General features: G+C 47.1%; 20 protein-coding genes and 1 tRNA gene. 7 read left to right on the top strand and 14 right to left on the bottom strand.

Going from position 1 to position 18,873, the window contains the following annotated elements; translation table 11 throughout:
- From trxB to WDN47_03310, 4 genes are read left to right on the top strand one after another with little or no spacing between them, the layout of a single operon-like run.
- On the top strand, window positions 1-930 hold the full coding sequence (gene trxB, locus WDN47_03325; GenBank protein MEJ0021591.1) for a thioredoxin-disulfide reductase: 930 nt from the start codon (window positions 1-3) through the stop codon (window positions 928-930).
- 31 nt (window positions 931-961) lie between these two features.
- Window positions 962-2,200 carry a Glu/Leu/Phe/Val dehydrogenase gene (locus WDN47_03320; protein ID MEJ0021590.1) on the top strand — a complete coding sequence of 413 codons (1,239 nt, stop codon included), beginning with the start codon at window positions 962-964 and terminating at the stop codon, window positions 2,198-2,200.
- Entirely contained in the window at window positions 2,200-2,565 is a 366-nt protein-coding gene (locus tag WDN47_03315; protein MEJ0021589.1) for a cupredoxin domain-containing protein, read from the top strand. The genes WDN47_03320 and WDN47_03315 overlap by 1 nt, the downstream gene beginning before the upstream one ends.
- Before the next feature lie 8 nt (window positions 2,566-2,573).
- Window positions 2,574-4,097, top strand: coding sequence for a hypothetical protein (locus WDN47_03310; GenBank protein MEJ0021588.1), 1,524 nt, complete (start codon window positions 2,574-2,576; stop codon window positions 4,095-4,097).
- Between the two features lie 51 nt (window positions 4,098-4,148).
- On the opposite strand, the gene efp is transcribed toward WDN47_03310, so the two are convergent.
- The 6 genes from efp to ychF all read right to left on the bottom strand — a co-directional run bounded on the left by efp (window position 4,149) and on the right by ychF (window position 7,887).
- Window positions 4,149-4,721 (bottom strand): elongation factor P, encoded by a 573-nt coding sequence (gene efp / locus WDN47_03305; protein MEJ0021587.1) that lies wholly within the window; start codon window positions 4,719-4,721, stop codon window positions 4,149-4,151.
- 131 nt (window positions 4,722-4,852) lie between these two features.
- Window positions 4,853-5,077 (bottom strand): 30S ribosomal protein S18, encoded by a 225-nt coding sequence (rpsR, locus tag WDN47_03300; GenBank protein ID MEJ0021586.1) that lies wholly within the window; start codon window positions 5,075-5,077, stop codon window positions 4,853-4,855.
- An 18-nt stretch (window positions 5,078-5,095) separates the two neighbouring features.
- The gene (locus WDN47_03295; protein ID MEJ0021585.1) at window positions 5,096-5,563 is read right to left on the bottom strand and encodes a single-stranded DNA-binding protein; all 468 of its coding nucleotides are present in this window, start codon (window positions 5,561-5,563) and stop codon (window positions 5,096-5,098) included.
- Window positions 5,564-5,576: 13 nt separating this feature from the next.
- On the bottom strand, window positions 5,577-6,032 hold the full coding sequence (rpsF, locus tag WDN47_03290) for a 30S ribosomal protein S6 (protein ID MEJ0021584.1): 456 nt from the start codon (window positions 6,030-6,032) through the stop codon (window positions 5,577-5,579).
- A 105-nt stretch (window positions 6,033-6,137) separates the two neighbouring features.
- Complete coding sequence (locus WDN47_03285) at window positions 6,138-6,839, bottom strand: PIG-L family deacetylase (GenBank protein MEJ0021583.1); 702 nt, start codon at window positions 6,837-6,839, stop codon at window positions 6,138-6,140.
- Entirely contained in the window at window positions 6,832-7,887 is a 1,056-nt protein-coding gene (gene ychF, locus WDN47_03280) for a redox-regulated ATPase YchF (protein ID MEJ0021582.1), read from the bottom strand. The genes WDN47_03285 and ychF overlap by 8 nt, the downstream gene beginning before the upstream one ends.
- A 48-nt stretch (window positions 7,888-7,935) precedes the next feature.
- Here ychF and WDN47_03275 point away from each other — a divergent pair, with 48 nt between their 5' ends.
- Window positions 7,936-9,282, top strand: a complete 1,347-nt coding sequence (locus WDN47_03275; protein MEJ0021581.1) for a phosphomannomutase/phosphoglucomutase — start codon at window positions 7,936-7,938, stop codon at window positions 9,280-9,282.
- Between the two features lie 44 nt (window positions 9,283-9,326).
- Here the strand turns inward: WDN47_03275 and WDN47_03270 are convergent, their stop codons facing one another.
- From WDN47_03270 to WDN47_03250, 5 genes are all read right to left on the bottom strand, one after another.
- Window positions 9,327-9,641 carry a hypothetical protein gene (locus WDN47_03270; GenBank protein MEJ0021580.1) on the bottom strand — a complete coding sequence of 105 codons (315 nt, stop codon included), beginning with the start codon at window positions 9,639-9,641 and terminating at the stop codon, window positions 9,327-9,329.
- A gap of 39 nt (window positions 9,642-9,680) precedes the next feature.
- Window positions 9,681-10,661, bottom strand: coding sequence for a tryptophan--tRNA ligase (gene trpS / locus WDN47_03265; protein MEJ0021579.1), 981 nt, complete (start codon window positions 10,659-10,661; stop codon window positions 9,681-9,683).
- Window positions 10,662-10,706: 45 nt separating this feature from the next.
- Complete coding sequence (locus tag WDN47_03260; protein MEJ0021578.1) at window positions 10,707-11,090, bottom strand: hypothetical protein; 384 nt, start codon at window positions 11,088-11,090, stop codon at window positions 10,707-10,709.
- A gap of 108 nt (window positions 11,091-11,198) precedes the next feature.
- Window positions 11,199-11,495, bottom strand: coding sequence for a hypothetical protein (locus tag WDN47_03255; protein ID MEJ0021577.1), 297 nt, complete (start codon window positions 11,493-11,495; stop codon window positions 11,199-11,201).
- A gap of 4 nt (window positions 11,496-11,499) precedes the next feature.
- Window positions 11,500-13,236 carry a ribonuclease J gene (locus WDN47_03250; protein ID MEJ0021576.1) on the bottom strand — a complete coding sequence of 579 codons (1,737 nt, stop codon included), beginning with the start codon at window positions 13,234-13,236 and terminating at the stop codon, window positions 11,500-11,502.
- A gap of 236 nt (window positions 13,237-13,472) precedes the next feature.
- Here WDN47_03250 and WDN47_03245 point away from each other — a divergent pair.
- A tRNA-Leu gene (locus WDN47_03245) sits at window positions 13,473-13,558 on the top strand.
- Window positions 13,559-13,734: 176 nt separating this feature from the next.
- Here WDN47_03245 and WDN47_03240 read toward each other — a convergent pair.
- The 3 genes from WDN47_03240 to uvrC form a co-directional block, all read right to left on the bottom strand.
- Window positions 13,735-15,480, bottom strand: a complete 1,746-nt coding sequence (locus WDN47_03240; protein ID MEJ0021575.1) for a peptide ABC transporter substrate-binding protein — start codon at window positions 15,478-15,480, stop codon at window positions 13,735-13,737.
- 108 nt (window positions 15,481-15,588) lie between these two features.
- Window positions 15,589-15,810, bottom strand: coding sequence for a preprotein translocase subunit SecG (gene secG / locus WDN47_03235; protein ID MEJ0021574.1), 222 nt, complete (start codon window positions 15,808-15,810; stop codon window positions 15,589-15,591).
- Window positions 15,811-15,889: 79 nt separating this feature from the next.
- On the bottom strand, window positions 15,890-17,665 hold the full coding sequence (gene uvrC, locus WDN47_03230; protein MEJ0021573.1) for an excinuclease ABC subunit UvrC: 1,776 nt from the start codon (window positions 17,663-17,665) through the stop codon (window positions 15,890-15,892).
- 109 nt (window positions 17,666-17,774) lie between these two features.
- On the opposite strand from uvrC, the gene WDN47_03225 reads away from it, so the two are divergent.
- Window positions 17,775-18,749: a hypothetical protein gene (locus tag WDN47_03225; GenBank protein MEJ0021572.1), complete on the top strand. Its 975-nt coding sequence runs from the start codon at window positions 17,775-17,777 to the stop codon at window positions 18,747-18,749.
- The last annotated feature ends 124 nt before the right edge of the window (window positions 18,750-18,873 follow it).

Raw genomic sequence — 18,873 nt, 5'->3', positions numbered from 1 at the left:
ATGGATACAGAAACAAGAAAAGTAATAATCATCGGTTCCGGCCCGGCGGGACTGACGGCGGCTTTATATGCGGCCAGGGCTAATCTGAAACCTCTTGTCATCGGGGGGCTTATTTATGGCGGGCAATTGATGATCACTACTGATGTGGAAAATTTCCCGGGATTTCCTTCCGGCATCCAGGGCCCTGAACTGATGCAGAAGATGATCGAACAGGCGAAACGTTTTGGCGCGGAGATAATTTTTGAGGATGCGACAAAAGTTGATTTTGGCCAAAAACCTTTTAAGGTGACTGTCGGCGATAAAACTTACCAGGGCGAAAGCATTATCGCGGCGACGGGCGCTTCTTCCATCTGGCTCGGGTTGCCGTCGGAAGAAAAATTTCGCGGCAAGGGCATTTCTTCCTGCGCCACCTGTGACGGTTTCTTTTTCAAGGAAAAAGACATCATTGTCGTCGGCGGCGGGGATGCGGCCATGGAAGAGGCTTTGTACCTGACCAAGTTTGCCAAGAAAGTAACTGTCTTAAACCGCAGCGATAAGTTACGCGCATCCCAGATCATGCAGGACCGCGCCAAAACCAATTCAAAAATCACCATTGAATTTAATAAAACAGTTGAAGAATTTTTGGGCGGTGATCATTTGACCGGGGTGAAAGTTAAGGACATCAAAACCGGTCAAATCGAAGAACGCCCTATCGAAGGAGTTTTTATCGCTATCGGCCATAAACCCAACACGGAAATTTTCGCCGGGCAAATTGATTTGGATGCCAAGGGTTATATCGTTCCTAAAGATCAAACCAAGACCAGCATTGACGGAGTGTTCGTAGCGGGAGATGTGCGCGATTACCGCTACAGGCAAGCAGTTACAGCCGCCGGCATGGGCTGCATGGCAGCCATGGACGTGGAAAAATATCTGCATATGGATCAGGGATAAGGGCGCTCCGAACTAAAGAAAGAAATGGAATATGCCAAAAATCAATCCCTTCAAATCAGCAATGCAGCAGCTGGAAAATGCCGCGGCAGTTTTAAAGCTTGATAAGCAAGTCTTAGCTTTGCTGAAACAGCCGACTCGCGTTATTTCAGTTTCGATACCATTGAAGATGGATAACGGAGAAGTGAAAATTTTTCAGGGATTGCGGGTGCAATACAATGACGCCCGGGGGCCGTTCAAAGGAGGGCTTAGGTATCATCCCCAGGTGGATCTGGACGAAGTCAAGGCTTTGGCATTTTGGATGAGCATTAAAAACGCCGTGGTCGGCGTACCTTACGGCGGGGGCAAAGGCGGAATAGCAGTTGATCCGAAAAAATTATCGAAACCCGAGCTGGAGCGGATGAGCCGGAAATTTATCGATCTAATCTATAAAAATATCGGACCGGACGTGGATGTGCCGGCGCCGGACGTCAACACGACCCCAGAGATCATGGGTTGGATGGTGGATGAATACTCCAAGCTGGTGGGGAAATTTACGCCGGCTGTGATCACCGGCAAGCCAATTTCCATGGGAGGCTCACAGGGGCGGGAAGAGGCCACGGGATTTGGCGGGGTTGAGATCTTGAAACAGGCAATTAAAGCCGGCGGACTTAAAAAAAATGCGAGTCTGGCTGTGCAGGGCTTCGGTAATGTCGGCTCATTTTTTGCCGAGCTTGCTTCTGCGGCCGCGTTTAAAGTCGTGGCCTTGTCAGATTCCAAAGGCGGAATTTATAATCCCCGCGGATTGGATATAAAAAAAATCCATCAATATAAAGAGGAAAACCGTATGCTGCAAGGATTTCCGGGTACAATTGATGTGAGCAATGAAAAATTATTGGAACTGCCCGTGGACGTCCTGGTGCCGGCCGCTTTGGAAAACCAAATTCATAAAGGCAACGCCAAAAAGATCAGGGCCAAAGTGATTATTGAAATGGCCAATGGCCCGACCACGCCCGAAGCTGATATAATTTTGCACAAGAAAGGGATCTGGGTTATTCCGGATGTCTTGTCGAACTCCGGGGGAGTGGCGACCTCCTATCTGGAGTGGTCGCAGAACTTAAGCGGCTATTACTGGACCAAAACGGAAGTTTTGAAAAAATTGACAGTTTATATGACAGAAGCTTGGCAAAATGTTTTGTCATCCAGAGAAAAATACAATACAGATTTTCGGACGGCCGCATTTATTTTGGCGATTAATCGCATAGCGGAAGCCATGCGCGACAGGGGAATTTAATGAAAAAAATATTTGTTGCGGTTTTCGGGCTCATGCTTCTGGCGGCTGCATGCAATAAACAGGCCCAAACTACAACTCAAGCCGTGAGCCAAACTCCGGAAATTGACATGACATCAAAAGGGTTTAATCCGGCCGCGGTTACAATCAAACAAGGAGCTACCGTTATTTTTAAAAATACAGACTCAGAAGGGCATTGGCCGGCCTCAAACCCGCACCCGACCCATACTGATCTGCCCGGCTTTGACGCTTTGCAGCCCGTAACACCCGGCAGTACCTATTCTTACACGTTTACGAAACTCGGGACCTGGGGGTTCCATGACCATTTGAATCCGACAACCCATGGTTCCGTGATAGTCATCCCATAATTTTTAAAATGAAAAAATTTATTTTTTCCAGAATTTTTGCGTCTTGCTTGATTTTGCTGATTATTTCAGGATGGACGCCAGCGCAAGCTCAGACAACTTCTTCTGCCGGCCTCATCTTAAGTCCGCTCAGTCCCGCATCCGCTTCCATTATTGCAGGGACGTCCACTGAAATTCTGAAATTTAATGCCAGAGCAACGGGAGGCAATGTTTCCATCAATCAGATCGGTTTTGGTTTGGACGCTCTTAATACTTCATTCTGCAATTACGCTACTTTGATAACTCTTTACGATGCTGATACTGCGTCCCGATTGGGACAAACCGTAAGTATGGACGAGAATTGCTCGGCTGTGTTTACTTTGTCGCCACCCCGGGTTATTGCCAATGGTGCAAACAAAAATTTCGTTGTTTGGGTATTTTTTGGAAGCAATGCACCAATCGGCTCTCAATTTCAATTTCTCTTGGATCAACTTAGCGCCTCCGATGATACCGGAAATCAAGTCCAGACCCAAGGTTTTAATTCAATTATCAGCCCGACCATGACGATTTCATCAGCCGATTCGTCGTTTTCATCCAGTTCGGGAGTTTCACCGAATTCAGGCAGTATTTCCATTACCACTTCCTCTCCTCTCCCCAATGCCGTGGTTGGCCAGCCGTATTCAGCTAACGTATCCTTTGCTCAATCCGGCAATTCAGGGATCGTTGTCCGTTATGTAGGGCTTCCGCCGGGAATCGGCATGCCGATTGTGGACGGGCCTTCACCCGTCACTTCTGTTACCACGATAATAGGCGCCAATGCGACGAATGATATCAGTCTGGCCGGCACCTCTACGGTTGCCGGAACGTATAATATCACTTTGAGCTTGGATAATAATATGGGCTTGGTGAAGACAAAGCAATTTAGTCTGACCGTGAACGCGAACGGGGCGAGTTTATTTCCTCATCCCGATAATACGAACGTCTTAGGACCGGATGGGACGGTATACAGAATTCAATCAGGTCACCGAAGTCCGTATACTTCTGCCGGAGCTTTTTTGTCATATGGTTTTAACCAGTGGGAAACGGTCATCATCGCGACTGCCGATGATATGAGTTTACCTCTGACAACTTACACACCCACAGGAGCAAATACAACCACAACTTATTTTATACCGCCAAGGAACGGTTCTTTGATAAATGACCACGGTACGATCTATCTGATTACCAATGGTTTGCGCACGGGTTTCACCAATGCCCCGGCGTTCCTGGAATTGGGCTATTCATTTGCCAATGCGGCTGACGGAGACACTTCATTTATGGTCACCTTGCCGCCAATATCAAATTCAAGCATTGCTCATCCGGACGGAACGCTTATCAATGACCACGGCACGATCTATATGGCGAAGGACAGCAGCAGGGTCGGCATCCCCAGCATGGATGTGTTTAATTCCTGGGGATTGAAACTGAAAGAAGTTGTACCGGCGAACAGTTTGGACCTTTCGTTGCCGTCCGGCGGAACGATCACTACCCGCATGGATAATCAGTTGAGTATTTAATAATAGCAATAAAACCGCCTCGTATGTACGAGGCGGTTTTTTATTAAATTATTATTGCGAAGCTCTTTCGACGTAATTACCGGACCTTGTATCTACTCTGACCGTATCGCCTTCTTTGATGAACAGCGGCACATTGACCACGTGGCCGGTTTCCAGTGTCGCGGGCTTCGTGCCGCCCGTGGCAGTATCGCCTTTCACGCCGGGCGCGGTTTCCGTGACTTTGAGGTCTATCTTGACCGGCAGGTCCAGCGCGATCGGCTTATCCTCAAAAAACATGATCGTGGTATCTGTGCCTTCTTTGAGAAATTTAACCTGGTCCTCCACCAGGACTTTCGGCACCATGATGGTTTCAAAGGTTTCCGGGTTCATGAAATGTGCGCCCTCATCGTCAGCGTAGAGATATTGGCATTTTCGTTTGATGACGTCAGCCTCAGGGATCTTTTCGCCGTATTTAAATGAGTACTCCATGACCTTGCCTGTCATGAGGTTTCTCAGTTTAGCTTGGATCACCGGTTTTCTTTGCGCGGTGCGCATAAAATTTGACCAGATGATCTGGTAGGGTTCGCCGTTATATTTGATGATCTGGCCCGTCCCTTTGAGATCGGAAAAATCTAAAACTGCCATTTCGTCACAATTGGTAGACACTTCGCAAATCGCTTTCAGCGATTATGCTCCGGTCTACATATTGCTCCTCTCGAAAAAATTGTTCTCGTCCCGACAAGTCGGAACTGCGACTCAATTTTTTCGTAATTAATTTAAGAGCTCACGAATGGCAACAGTGCCATGTGGCGGGCGCGCTTCAGTGCGGTTGATACCATCCGCTGATGCTTGGCGCAAGTGCCTGTTTTTTTAGACGACAAAATTTTGGCATGCGGGCTCATGAACCGGCGCATGAATTGCGTGTCTTTGTAATCCACGAAAGAGATCTTTTCCGTGCAGAACAGGCAAGGTTTTTTAATATTATTTATTGGGGCTGCCATAATGTAAATTTCTAATTATTAAAAAGGAATATCAGAGTCGTCAATTTGAATTTCCGGAATGTCGGATTTGGGTTCCGGCTGTTCGGCCAAACGTGTTTGATTGGGCGTAGATGCAGGCGGAGTGTAACTGCCCGAACCCGTTTGCGAAGCTCCGCCCGGGCGGGCGAGCATGATCATGTTGTCAGCCACGATCTCTGTGCGGTAGCGTTTCTGTCCGCTGGTCTTATCGTCCCAGGAAGTGGTCGAAAGCCTCCCTTCGATATAGACCTGGGTTCCTTTTTTCAGGTATTGTCCGACAATGTCCGCCAGCTTGCGCCAGGCCACGACATTGTGGAATTCGGTCTGTTCTTTTTTCTGCCCCTGCTGGTCGGTCCAGTTAAAGCTGGTCGCCACTGAGAACGAAGCAACATTGGCGCCGCTTGGCGTGGTGCGGACTTCCGGGTCGCGCGTCAGACGGCCGATGATCATGACTTTATTCAGGTCCATATATTTGAATTAATTATTTAGCTAGATCTTCGGATTCAATTGCCTTTTCAATTTTGCTCTCGAGTTCAGTGTCAGTCAATTTGACTTCCGGCACCAAAGGCGTTGCTGTTTCGATCTTTTGAGGCTTGCGTGCGGCTTTCATTTTGTCTTGAATGCCCCGGTCTTTGATCGCGCGCCGTTCCTGATCATCCACGTTCACGGCCAGATAGCGGATGATCGGTTCCATGGAGCGAAGTTTATTGTCCAAGCTTTGCAGCTTGGACCCTTCCATATTAAAAGTTTCCAGAACATAAAAACCGTTCCGGGTTTTCTTAATTGGATAGGCCAATTTTTTCTTGCCCAACATTTCTTGGGTAAGGATCGTCGCGCCATTGTCAGTCAAAAATTTGTCGACCTCTGAACTGACAGTGGGCACGTCATTGTCGGAGACGGCTGAAGATAAAATATACATCAGCTCATATTTTGGCATAAAGAAACCTTTCTTTATCAGCCCAAGCCAAGCCCGGACCGAATATGTGCTTAAATTTATTGATTTGTTAAAGCTTTGATATTTTAGCAAGTAAAAGAGCTTGCGTCAAGGCACAATCACTTCAAAGCATTCTTGTTTTTGCAGTGCGGCCAGGGCGAAAGAGGGCAAGAATTGGCTTTCGTGGGCTTTTAATGTCATGTGTTTTAGTTTGGCGTATTTTCGTATATCAATTTTCAGAAGGTTATTATCGGGAACGCCTTTCAGAATTTGCGGCGAAAAATGTGAAAGATGAACTTTCCGGGTAATTAAATGTTTGTTGAACACTTTGATGGCCGAGGCGGGAATGCTTGCCAATAGGATTTTTTGCGGTTTGTACTTGGATCTTTTAACCGCCGTAATTGTCGCTTTACCGATCACAATATGATCCTTGTGGCCGGAAATTCCTTCTTTGCCGAAAGTTAAAATAATTTCAGGCCGGTATTTTTCAATTTTTTCGGCAAGCCTGGCAGTGAGTTTCAAGAAATCTACCCGATCCAATCCGCCGTCAGGGTAATTAAAAAATTCTAATTTGGATAATTTGATTATCTTCGCAGCTTTCTTCCCTTCAAGCTGGCGAAGTTTTGCCATTTGCGCCATGGAAAGTTTGCGCTTGAGCCGGTCCGCGCCTTTTTCCCCTTTGGTTGCGCAGATGACAGCCATGTTTTTGCCTTCAGCAGCCAGTTTCAGGCAAGTGCCGGCAAACAGAAACGACTCATCATCCGGATGAGCGACTATCCCCAGAGCATAGATTGTTTTTTGTTCAGACATTGAAGCGAAAATGCGCGACATCTCCGTCAGCCATCACATATTCTTTGCCTTCCACGCGCAGCCAGCCGCGGTCGCGTGCACCGGCATAACCTTGGGATTCCAAGAGCTTATCCCACTGGATTATTTCTGCGCGGATAAAGCCTTTTTCAAAATCAGTGTGGATGACGCCAGCGGCTTGCGGGGCTTTGGTGCCGGCAACAATCGTCCAGGCTTTGCTTTCCTTGGGCCCTGCCGTGATAAAGGTGATCAAGTTAAGCAACTTGTAAGAAGCGGCTGCCAAGCGATCCAAACCTGATTCAGAAATGCCAAGCTCTTTCATATAGTCCACACGCTCCTCATCCGAAAGTTCGGCCAATTCTGATTCAATTTTAACATCAATGGGTAAAAATTCAATGCCGTTCATTGGGTTAACTTTTGAAGCATTAGTGTTTGCCACATAAAGCGTCGGCTTCATGGTTAGAAGCTGCAGTTGTTTGACCGGCCGCAATTCTTCTTCGGTTAAACTGACCTCGCGGGCAAGTTTTCCTGCTTCCAAAGCTTTTTGGATTTTATCTAAAGCTGTTTTAAGGATCAATGCTTCCTTATTGCCGCTTTTGATCTCTTTTCCCAGACTTTCCAGCCGTTTATTGACTGTAGCCAGATCCGCAAGCATCAATTCGATGTTGATCACTTCAATATCGCGCGCAGGATCAACAGTTCCCTCGACATGGATGATATCTTCACTTTCAAAAAACCTCACCACTTGCACGATCGCATCCACTTCACGGATGTGTGAGAGAAATTTATTGCCTAAGCCCTCTCCTTGAGCGGCACCCTTAACTAATCCGGCAATATCCACGAATTGAATCGAAGTCGGCACGATCTTTTCCGATTTTTCCAATGCCGCCAGTTTCGCCAAACGTTCATCCGGAACCGCGATCACGCCGACATTCGGATCAATCGTGGTAAACGGAAAATTCGAAGCAGCTGCCTGCTGCTTCGTGAGCGCATTAAATAAAGTAGACTTGCCGACGTTGGGTAAGCCAACAATTCCTACGGAGAATGACATGAACAAATTCTAGCATTTTACATACATATTTGATAGACTTTGTATGCTATGAATAAAATTGACCCGACAATTTTTAAAGCTTACGACATCCGCGGAATTTATCCCGGGCAGATAAACGAAGAGGTGGCATATAAAATCGGACAGGCTTACGCAAAATTTATAAATCCGAAAACAGTCGCTCTCGGCCGAGATGTGAGACTTTCAGGCCCCAAGCTTTGGGAAGCGGCTAAGCAGGGGTTGATCGATCACGGAGTGAATGTCGTCGACATCGGCGTTGTGTCGACTGACATGATGTATTTTGCGGTTGCCAATTACGGTTACGATGGAGGACTGACAGTAACAGCTTCCCATAATCCCCGCGAATTCAACGGATTTAAAATGGTGCGGGCAAAAGGAGTTCCTATTTCAGGCGACAGCGGGATCATGGATATCCGCGATCTGGTTTTGAATGACTATAAATTTCAATCAGAAGTCAAAGGAAAAGTGGAACCCAAAGAAATTTTGGACGAGTATCTTGCCAAAGTTTTATCCGTAATTGATAAAACTAAAATTAAGCGTTTTCGTGTCGTGGCTAATACCAATTTTGGCACTACAGGACCGGTTCTGAAAAAATTGGCCGAGCAGTTGCCGATGGACTTAACTGTGATCAATGCCGAACCGAACGGCGAGTTTCCCAAAGGCCGGCCGGATCCTTTGATCCCGGAAAATCGGAACGAAACCGTGGCTTTGGTAAAACAAAACAAAGCGGACCTGGGGGTAATGTGGGACTCGGATGCGGACCGGTGTTTTTTTATCGATGAAACCGGCAGATTCCTTTCCGGATATTTTACTTCGGCGATCCTGGCCGGATATTTTTTGAAAAAATATCCGAAATCCAAGATCGTGGTGGACATGAAGCTGAATTGGGCTATCATCGATACGGTCAATGCGGCCGGAGGAACGGCTTTGCCGAATAAAACCGGGCATAGTTTTTTTAAAGAGCGCATGATCGCGGAAGATGCCGTGTTCGGCGGTGAGGTGTCGGGCCATTATTTTTTCAAAGACTATTTTTACCTGGATAACGGCTTGATCCCTTTTTTGCTGATCTTGGAAATCCTTTCGGACACCGGCAAAAAATTAAGCGAGATCTATGAACCCTTATTCGCCAAATATTTTGCCATCGACGAGACAAGTGTGAGCGTGCCGGATGTGAATGCTGTAATTGAAAAGTTAAAACATAATTTTAGAGATGGCTCACTCTCCTTCATCGATGGGATCTCGATTGAATACCCGACCTGGCGGGCAAATGTCAGGCCTTCAAATACCGAACCTTTGGTCAGGTTAAATTTAGAGACGAAAGACCCGGAAACTTTGAAACAAAAAACCCAGGAACTTTTGGATTTAATACAGAAATAAAAAAAGAAGGACATTCGACTTCCGCCGAATGTCTTTGTTGGTTTTCAGTTCGTCTTTTTTCGCTCTTGCATAGGAAGAAGAACTCCTCGCCTTAGATCCGGAGGCAACAAAAGGGATGTTTTCACTATGTGTCGCTCGTCGATGCAAGATTCATCTTCATACCTGTCCCAGTCGACCAGGAAGGATATGATTCGAATCTTTTCATCGTCAAGTGGGTGCGAATGGAAATTCACATCCACAGAACAGGGGTTGAGCGGGCTGATCTGGCAAGCCAGAGGATCTCCAAAATAACCTTCGATAACTGCTTGCACAAAAAATTCCGCATCAGCAACAGTCCGGCACTGGATCCAAACTTTCATAGACCCCCCTTAAAACACGAACACGCGTTAACTGCGTGTTTATATCAAACCTATTTTCTGTTTCACTTCGGTTAATGTTTGGTTTGCGACAATTTGAGCTTTTTTGGCGCCTTCGGTAATGATCGTCTGCAGTTTTGCGCTGTCTTTTTCCAATTCCGCCTTTTTGGTTCTGAACGGTTCGAAATATTTGATCAGGGATTCGGCCAGTTCTGATTTCAACTCGGAATATTTGATCGCGCCGGCCTGATATTGTTTGGTAAAATCATCAACAGTTTTTTTATCGGCAAATTCCTGGAGCAGGTCAAAAAGATTTTTTACGCCCCTGGGCATTTTACCTGCCGGCGCATCGGTGGCAGTGACCGCTTTGGCCAGTTTTTTGCGGATTACATCCGGTTCGTCAAACATATTTATAAAAGAACCCGGTTCGGATTTGCTCATTTTACGTTCCGGTTCAGAAAGACTCATGACCCGCACCGGTTTTTGCATGTAAGGTTTGATCTCATTGAAAGTTTGGCCGAATTTATTGTTGAATTTTCTGACAATAGTGTTGGTCAATTCCAAATGCTGGAGCTGATCATGGCCGACAGGTACGTAAGTGGCTTTGTAAAGCAAAATGTCAGCCGCCATAAGTACAGGGTAATCGAAAAGGCCAACGTTAATATTAGCTTCCTGGCGGGAAGCTTTGTCTTTATATTGCGTCATGCGTTCAAGTTCGCCCATGGGAACAATAGTATTAAAGATCCAGGCAAGCTCAGCGTGTGCCGATATTTGTGATTGAATAAAGATCGTACATTTTTCGGGATCCAAGCCCGCGGCCAGGAATGTGGCCACTAAATCCAAGATCTGTTTTGTTTTAGCTTCGCCCGGCTCGTAATCTTCGGTGATCGAGTGCAGGTCTGCAATAAAAAAATAGCACTCAAATTTGTCTTGCAATTCGACAAAATTTTTTAGCGAGCCAAGATAGTTGCCGATATGCAGTTCACCTGTAGGCTGGATTCCCGAAACAATAACGTCTTTCATAATGGTATTATATGCTTATTTATAAATAAAAAAAAGAGGAATGAGTTAGACAGTCGAGGTGCTGTCTGCCGCTCTTTCCAGTTTTTGAAATCTGTGGCCTTTCTGTTCGTTGCGGGCCTCGGCGTCCCAAATTTTCTTGTACCTAATCAAGAGCCTGACGATACGCAGATATTTGTGTATCTGCATAGCCAGCGTTTTGACTGTTTTGGGTTTTTTCGCATCCAAGACCGTTACGATCGCGGGCAGGTCCAGGTCCACAAAGTACTTTTCGGCTTCCCATCGCAGTAAATTATGAATCCGCCTTCCCCGGCTTCCGTAATCACCGATGCCTCGCTTCAGAGCTGTCCGCACGCCCGGGACGTAGCCGATCTCCTTCAGAACGTCACGAACGAACGTTTTCGGGAACGGCCGAACTTTCGCACGAGCCATCACACACTCCTTTTGATTGTCCCTAATAATGCATTTTATGAGCGAAAACAATTTTTTGTCAATAAATTTAAGCAATAAAAAAAACCGCCCGGTTGGGCGGTTTGGTTTTTAGGCAGCCTTAGGCCTTTGTTGCATTCGGTCAATAATGCGCTCAAGCCCCTGTTTGAGCTGCAGTTTGATCTTGGTTTTACTTTCTTCGGTTTTTGCTTGCTCCCACATTGTTATAAATTTTTGCCTGTCAGACATAAAATCAGGCATCAGATTATTTGACCGCTCAGGCACAGATGAGATTAGATCTCTGGCCATATCCAGAATTTTAACAGGGTCCGATTCCTGTCCCAGAGTTTGTACAGAGAATTTTAGAGCTTCCAGTTGTTGTTCGAAATTTGGTTCTTGTTCACTCATAGTTTTATACCTCAATTACTACCGGCAGGACCATCGGCCTTCGTTCTGTTCTTTGGAACAGGAATTCGCCGATCTGGTCGCGGACCTCCGAACGGATAAAACTCCAGTTCGGTTCGCGCATGCCTCCCGGTCCCTTGCCTTTGCTTTCCACAACTTTGCGGACCTCGTGCTTTACTTCTTTCAGAAGATCTTCGGATCCTTTCATATAGATGAATCCGCGCGAGATGATATCCGGCGGCTGGGTCAGTTTGCTGGTCTTGCGGTCAATGGTCATGATGATGACAAACATACCGTCTTTGCTCATGACCTGTCTGTCGCGCAAAACGACCTCGCCGACGTCGCCCACTCCCAGGCCGTCCACGTAAACATAGCCGGTCGGGATCTTGGCTTCCGTGATGTGCAATCCTGTCGTTGCCATCTCCAGCATCTGGCCGTTATCCAGGATAAATATATTTTCTTCCGGCACGCCGACGTCTTTGGCCAACTGGGCATGCGCCACCAACATGTGGTGCTCGCCGTGGATGGGCATGAAGTTCTTCGGCTTGGTCAGAGAGATCATCAGCTTCAGATCTTCCTGGTATGCGTGTCCCGAGGTATGGATGTCCAGAATTTTTTGATACAGGACTTTTGCACCAAGCCTGGCCAGGTTTGACAGAATGCCTGAAACTGCGCGCTCGTTGCCAGGGATCGGGGATGCTGAAACCACACAGGTATCGCCTTTTTTGATCTCAATTGTCTTGTGCTCGGATCTGGCAATGCGGGCCAGGGCCGAAGCTTCCTCGCCCTGGGAACCTGTGGTTAAGATGACCACCTGATTGTCAGGCAGTTTGCGGGCCTGTTCCATCTTGATGATCATGCCTTTGGCGGGCATCCTCAGATAATTGGTGGCCAGACAGATCTCCACGTTGTTGACCAAGGACCGTCCGGTGATCACAATTTTGCGGTTTGATTTGAAAGCCGCATCGATCACTTGCTGGACGCGGGAGATCAGGGTTGAGAAGGTCGCAAAGATCACTCGGCCCTTGGCGTCAGCCAGGATCCGGTCGATCGTATCGCCCAGAGTCCTTTCGGACATGGAATACCCGGGTTTTTCGGCATTGGTGGAATCGGACATCAGAAGAGCCACGCCTTCGCCGCCGAATTTGGCGAGCTTGTCGAATTCCGTGGGCCGTCCGTCCACCGGAGTATGGTCGAATTTCCAGTCCGTGGCATAGACCAGCAGGCCGGCAGGAGTATTGATGGCCAATCCTACGCCATCCGGAATATTGTGGTTGATGCGGAAGAATCGGATGCGGAAATTGCCCAAAGTCAAAACATCATCCTTGTTCAGTTCGTGGATTTGGGATCTGCCGAGCAGATGGAATTCTTCCAAACGCTTTTTGATCAGCTCACCGGTCAATTTCATGGTGTAGATAGGCGGATCGCCGATCTTGGGCATGATGTAAGGAATGGCGCCGATGTGGTCCAAATGTCCGTGGGTGATTATCACTCCGCGGATCCTTTTTTTATTGTCTTCCAAATATTTGGTATTTGGGATTATGTAATCGATGCCGGGCATAGTCTCATCCGGGAAACCAAGACCCATATCGATCACAAGAATGTCATCACCGTACTCAAGTACGGTCATGTTCTCGCCGACCTCTTCGATCCCGCCGAGCGGAATGACTTTGAGGGTGGCTTTGTTGTCGGATACGCTTTGCGCGCGCGCTGCGACAGCTGTTGGTTGCTTGCGCAACATCATAAAAACCTCTTATCGTAACTGTGTTACTTTTACGAACTTAAAATTATATATAAGGGTTTGGCAGGGCTGAACCGCTGGCCAAAACACCCAATTAACACAAAATAACCAACAAAACATTACGGATTATTTCGTATTAACTGACTTTGGTATCAAATTTTTCAGGATGAACTTTGTATATACAGTATATACCTAAACGGCTTTTGTGTCAACCAGTAAAATATGTATAATACTTTCACGGGCGAGTGGCGGAATGGCAGACGCACTGGCTTCAGGAGCCAGCGAGAGCAATCTCATGGAGGTTCGACTCCTCTCTCGCCCACCAAAAATCAATATGATAACGTTCGGAGTCGAACGGGCATAAGCTAGACCAGTCATCAGACGAAGTCGAGCGTCGATGAAAGCGAGTGCACGTAGCTTTCAGCGCTGCCCCGTACATGAGCGCATCAGCGCGAATTGAGACTCCTCTCTCGCCCACCAAAAAAACGCATCAGCGTTTTTTTAATTCCCAAAATACCAGTGATTGACGTCCAGGAAGCGCTCGGAAGGATGGATGATGTTGTTCAGATCGATGCCGTGAAGATTTTTCGGCACATTGTAAATATAAAGTGAACGGACCAGGAAGATAGCCGGCAACTGGTCATTGATGATCTCCTGGAAGCGCAGATAATCTTTGGTGCGCACAGCCGGATCAGAAGTTTGCCGCGCTTCCGTTAAAAGTTTGTCCGTCTCGGCATCGGAAAAACCCGAAAGATTCAAGCCGGGATCGTGGGCCTGGCTGCTTTGCCAAAAAGGGAACGGGTCAGGATCGGCCCCGACGTTTTCTGAAAAAAGCAGCGCATCAAAAGCCCGCGGTCGGATGTACTGCGTTTCCAGGTCATGGGAATTGACTATGGTCAGATCGACTTTGGCGCCTATCTTTGCCCACTGGCTTTGCAGGATCTGCGCGGCTTTGACGTTGATCACCAGATTACTGGTGGTCGCAAGATTGAATTCCAGCGGCTTTTTATTTTTCATCCGAATATTTGTTCCCGGATCCAGAACCCAGCCGGCCTTATCTAAAATAGCCGAGGCTTCATCAATATTGGTATGAATGCTTTGGGCGATGCTCGGATTGTAGCCCAAGCTTCCTTCCAAGATCGGGCCGTAAGCCGGAACCGCATTGCCCAGATAAGCGTTTTTGATAATTGCATCGCGGTCGGTGGCAAGCCAGAGGGCTTGGCGTACGGCTTTTTGGTTCAAGATCGGATTTTTTGGAAGATTGAAAAAAACAGCCTGATATTGGGGCAGATTGATCCGATACTGGCTGGTTTTATCGGAAGTGCCCAGGAAGGCTTTTTGATCAAAAGGAACAATACCCAAACTTTGGATCTCCTTGCCTTGGAAAGCTGCGATCAGACTGTCGTAGTCATCGTAAAATTTGAATGTGATCTGGTTTAGGAAAGGCGATCCTTGATAGTACTGATCGTTGGCGCGCAAAGTTATGGATTTGATCGTGCCGTTTGAGGTTTTTTTTATCTCCGAGACGGTAAAAGGGCCGGAGCCGACCGGTTTGAGATTGTCGTCGGTCAGCTGGAAATTTTGAGCCGGGATAGGTTCCCAGATATGCTTGGGCAAAATCCCCAGAGTGAAGTTGGTGGCAAAAGAAGCGGAAACCTCGCGCAGCACGAAAGTTAAGGTCAGGTCATCTATTTTTGTGACCTTGACCCTGGCCCAGTTGGGGCGCAGCGGCGACTGGTATTCGGTGTTTTGGATGGTTTGGATCGTGAACAGCACGTCATCCGCCGTAATCGCCTGGCCGTCCTGCCATTTCAAGCCGGGTTTGAGCTTAAGCGTATAAGTTTTCTGATCTTTGGAAACATCAGGAAGACTTTCCGCCAGATCAGGAGCGAGCTTTTCCTGGTCGTCAAATTTCAAAAGTTGCGCATAGACCAACTTGGTCAGATCCATATCTACTCCTGAAGTTTCCGAAAGAACAGGGTTAATGAATTGAGGCTCGCCCACAAGCCCTTCGGTCAGCTCTCCGCCGTAATGCGGGCCCATACTGTGATCCTGGAAGCCCTGAATAATCAAAAATCCTCCTGACAGGACAAATATCAGCAGGGCCGCGATGAGAGTATAGACTTCTTTTTTTGAAAAATTTTCCAGGATGTGGGGGATCTGATGGCGTTTAAGCCCTCGGATTGACTTTGTGCCGACCCACAAATTCTTAAAAAAAGTTTTGAATTGCAACCAAAGATTGCTCATTTTATCCCCACACCATAACGGATAAATATGCAGGAGATAAAATTATTTTTTTTGAATTAAACAATAGTTGAATATACATAATCATGTCGTTTCGTTTGGTGTGGGGATCTATTTCAGGAAGACGATGAGAGCGGACAGAGCCACAAACACGACGACCAGGACAATAGTAAAGTAATGGAGGCCCAACGCGATGCCGCGTTTGGAACGGTAGACATTGCCTTCACCGCCAAACACAGTGGACAACCCGCCTTCGCGCTGCTGCAGCAGGATGCTGATGATCAGCAGCACGTCAACGGCGATAAGGGTAAAGATCAAAATGTTTTTGGACATATGCATAAAATAAGTCAAAAGTTAAAAGTCAAAGGCCAAAAGAATTGCCCAAGTATATTGCCAGAAAATGCGTCCGGTGTCAAAGACTGGCTTTTAATTTTTCCGCCAGTTTCGTGCCCACGACTACGGCGATATCCGTGATGCTGGCCTGCCTGACATGGCCGGCGGAGCCGAATTTTTGCAATAGTTTTTTCTTTTTGGCCGGGCCGATGCCGCTGATCTCATCCAAAACTGAAGACAGCGAGCCGCGGGACCGAAGGTGCCGGTGATACCTGACTGCGAACCGGTGAGCCTCGTCGCGGATCCTTTGGAGCAGAAATAAGGCGATGGAATTGTTCGGAAGTACAATAGGATTTTTTCGGCCCGGCAGAAAAATTTCTTCCAGACGTTTGGCCAGGCCAATGATCGGGATTTGTAGTTTGTAGTTTGGATCATGCAGCACCGAAAGCGCTGCATTAAGCTGGCCTTTGCCGCCGTCAATGAGGATAAGGTTCGGTTTTGGCCACTCATTTTTAAATCTGCGCTCCAGCATTTCGCGCATCATGGCGAAATCATCCGGAGTTTGTTTTTTGTTAATCTTGAATTTCCGGTAATCATCTTTTTTCCGCTTTCCGAAATCAAATACGATCATGGAGCCGACGGGATTAGTGCCCTGGATGTTTGAAATATCGTAAGCTTCGATCCTTGCCGGCAGTTCCGGCAGATCCAGCACGCGCTGCAATTCCTTAAGCGAGCTTAGCAGGCGCGCTTCTTCCAGCAGTTTTTTATCAGACGTGCTCTCCAGATATTGCCGGGCATTTTCTGCACCGAGTTTGATCAGTCTTTCTTTGGGTCCGCGCGACGGAACGAGGATTTTTGGAAATCTTCGCGCAGTAAAAGCCGGCTGCAACTCTGTTTCATTGATCTTTACCGGCAATAATATCTCTTTCGGCAGATTGGACGCATCCAGATAATATTTGGGTAAAAATTGTTCCAAAATTTCTTTCGCCGGCAACTGTTTGGTGTTTTCCAGAATGAAATTTTCTTTTTGGATAAGCTTGCCTTCGCGGATGACGAATAAATTGACGCTGGCCACTCCATCCTGATAAAGCGAAAAGATATCCTGATCGATCTTGGCTGGATAAACCAGTTTCTGGCGTTCCAGAACGCGATTTAAAGCAAATATCTGGTCGCGGACCTTTGCGGCTTTTTCAAACATTCTTGATCTGGCGTAACCTCGCATCTGGATCTTGAGTTGCGACAAAATTTCATTTTGCCGCCCCTCCAGGAACTTGATGATCTTTTTGATGTAGTTCTCGCGGTATTCTTCCAGGGAAATTTTGCCGAAGCAAACGCCCGGGCACTTGCCGATGTGGTAATAAAAGCAGGGCTTGCTGGAAACTTTGGAATTGGCGCAGTAAGGGAAGATCTTCCGCACCAGACGCAGAGTATCCTTGATGGCCATGGATGAAGTGTACGGCCCGAAGTAACGCGCGTTCTTGTCAGTCGGTTTGCGGTCGTAATCAATGGTCGGGATCTCATCCTTAAGATTGATCTTCAGGAAAATATAATTTTTATCATCGCGCAGCATGACGTTGTACTTTGGTTTCAGCTGTTTGATAAAATTATTTTCCAAGATCAAACTCTCGAGTTCGTTATCCGTCACCGTGAAATCCAGATCTTTTATCTGTGAGATCATCAATTGGATCCTGGGACCCCGGCCATCGTCCGTGCCTTTTTTAAAATAAGAGGAAACGCGATTTTTTAGTCTGACGGCTTTGCCCACGTATAAAACCAACCCATGGGTGTCTTTGAAAATATATACTCCGGGTTTTTGGGGAAGATCATTAAGTTTTTCAGCCAACAATTTTTGCATATACTTATTGTACTGATGAGGCTTTATAATTGCCAGTGTGAACAAATAGACTGGACACGATAATTATTCAGTTGTATAGTGTTTAGACAAGAAAATTAATAAAAAAATTATGAAAAAAATTACAAAAATAGCAATATTAGCAACTTTTTTAAGTTTCGCCGCAATTACGGCAGAGGCTCAAGTATCATCTCTCTCGATCACCACCCCTTCCGCTTTGCCTTCTGCCCAAGTAGGAACTCTTTATTCTACAAATATCGGATTTACCGGCACTGCTTTAGGTTTCAGCACGTCCATTACTAACGGCAGTCTGCCCGCCGGAATTAGTGTGGGCGCCGGTCCGGACCTGCAGTCGGTCACGCTTTTCGGTATTCCGACAACAGCCGGAGCTTATAATTTTACCTTGAACGTTCTATATAATTCGCAAACCGCCAGCAAGCCGTTCAGTTTGACCGTGAATGCGAACGGGGTCAGCGGAGTTGTCGGGCCTGCTCATCTTGATAATACCAACATCCTCGGAACGGACGGGACAGTGTACCGTCTGCAATCGGCGCACCGAAGTCCCTACACTTCAGCCGGAGCTTTCCTGTCTTATGGCTTTAACAACTGGCAAGCTGTCATGCCCGCAACCACAGGCGATATGAGCCTGCCTCTGACGATCTACACGCCTACAGGTTCAAACACTTCCGCAACTTACTATATCCCGCCCAGAAACGGATCCTTGATTAATGATCAAGGCACGATCTATCTGATCACCAACGGTTACCGCACGGGTTTTACTACTCCGACGGCATTCTTGGGGCTTGGTTATAAATTTGAGAATGCGGCATCTGGCGACACCTCGTTTATGGTGACCTTGCCGCCGATCGCACTCTCAAGTATTCCGCATCCTGACGGAACCCTCATAAACGACACAGGCACGATCTATCTTCAGAAGAGCAGCAACCGGGTCGGCATCCCGAGCATGGCTGTGTTTAATTCTTGGGGATTTAAATTAGGAGAAGTGGTTCCTGCCAACAGCCTTGACCGGCTGATACCGCAGGGCGGAACGATCAGCACCCGCCAGGACGACCAGCTGAATATTTAAGATCGAATTTTAAAACCGTCCGGGTAACTCCGGGCGGTTTTTTATTTAAATATTTTGCTACCGAGCATGCTCAGTACTTTTGAGGGTCGCCCCCTTGCGCTGGCGGTTTTTTTTATATATACTA

The organism is Candidatus Doudnabacteria bacterium (assembly GCA_037200925.1).
Lineage (GTDB): Bacteria > Patescibacteriota > Doudnabacteria > UBA920 > O2-02-FULL-48-8 > JBDTSL01.
The sequence above is the reverse complement of the archived record's forward strand: the minus strand, read 5'-3'. Positions and strand labels throughout refer to the sequence as shown.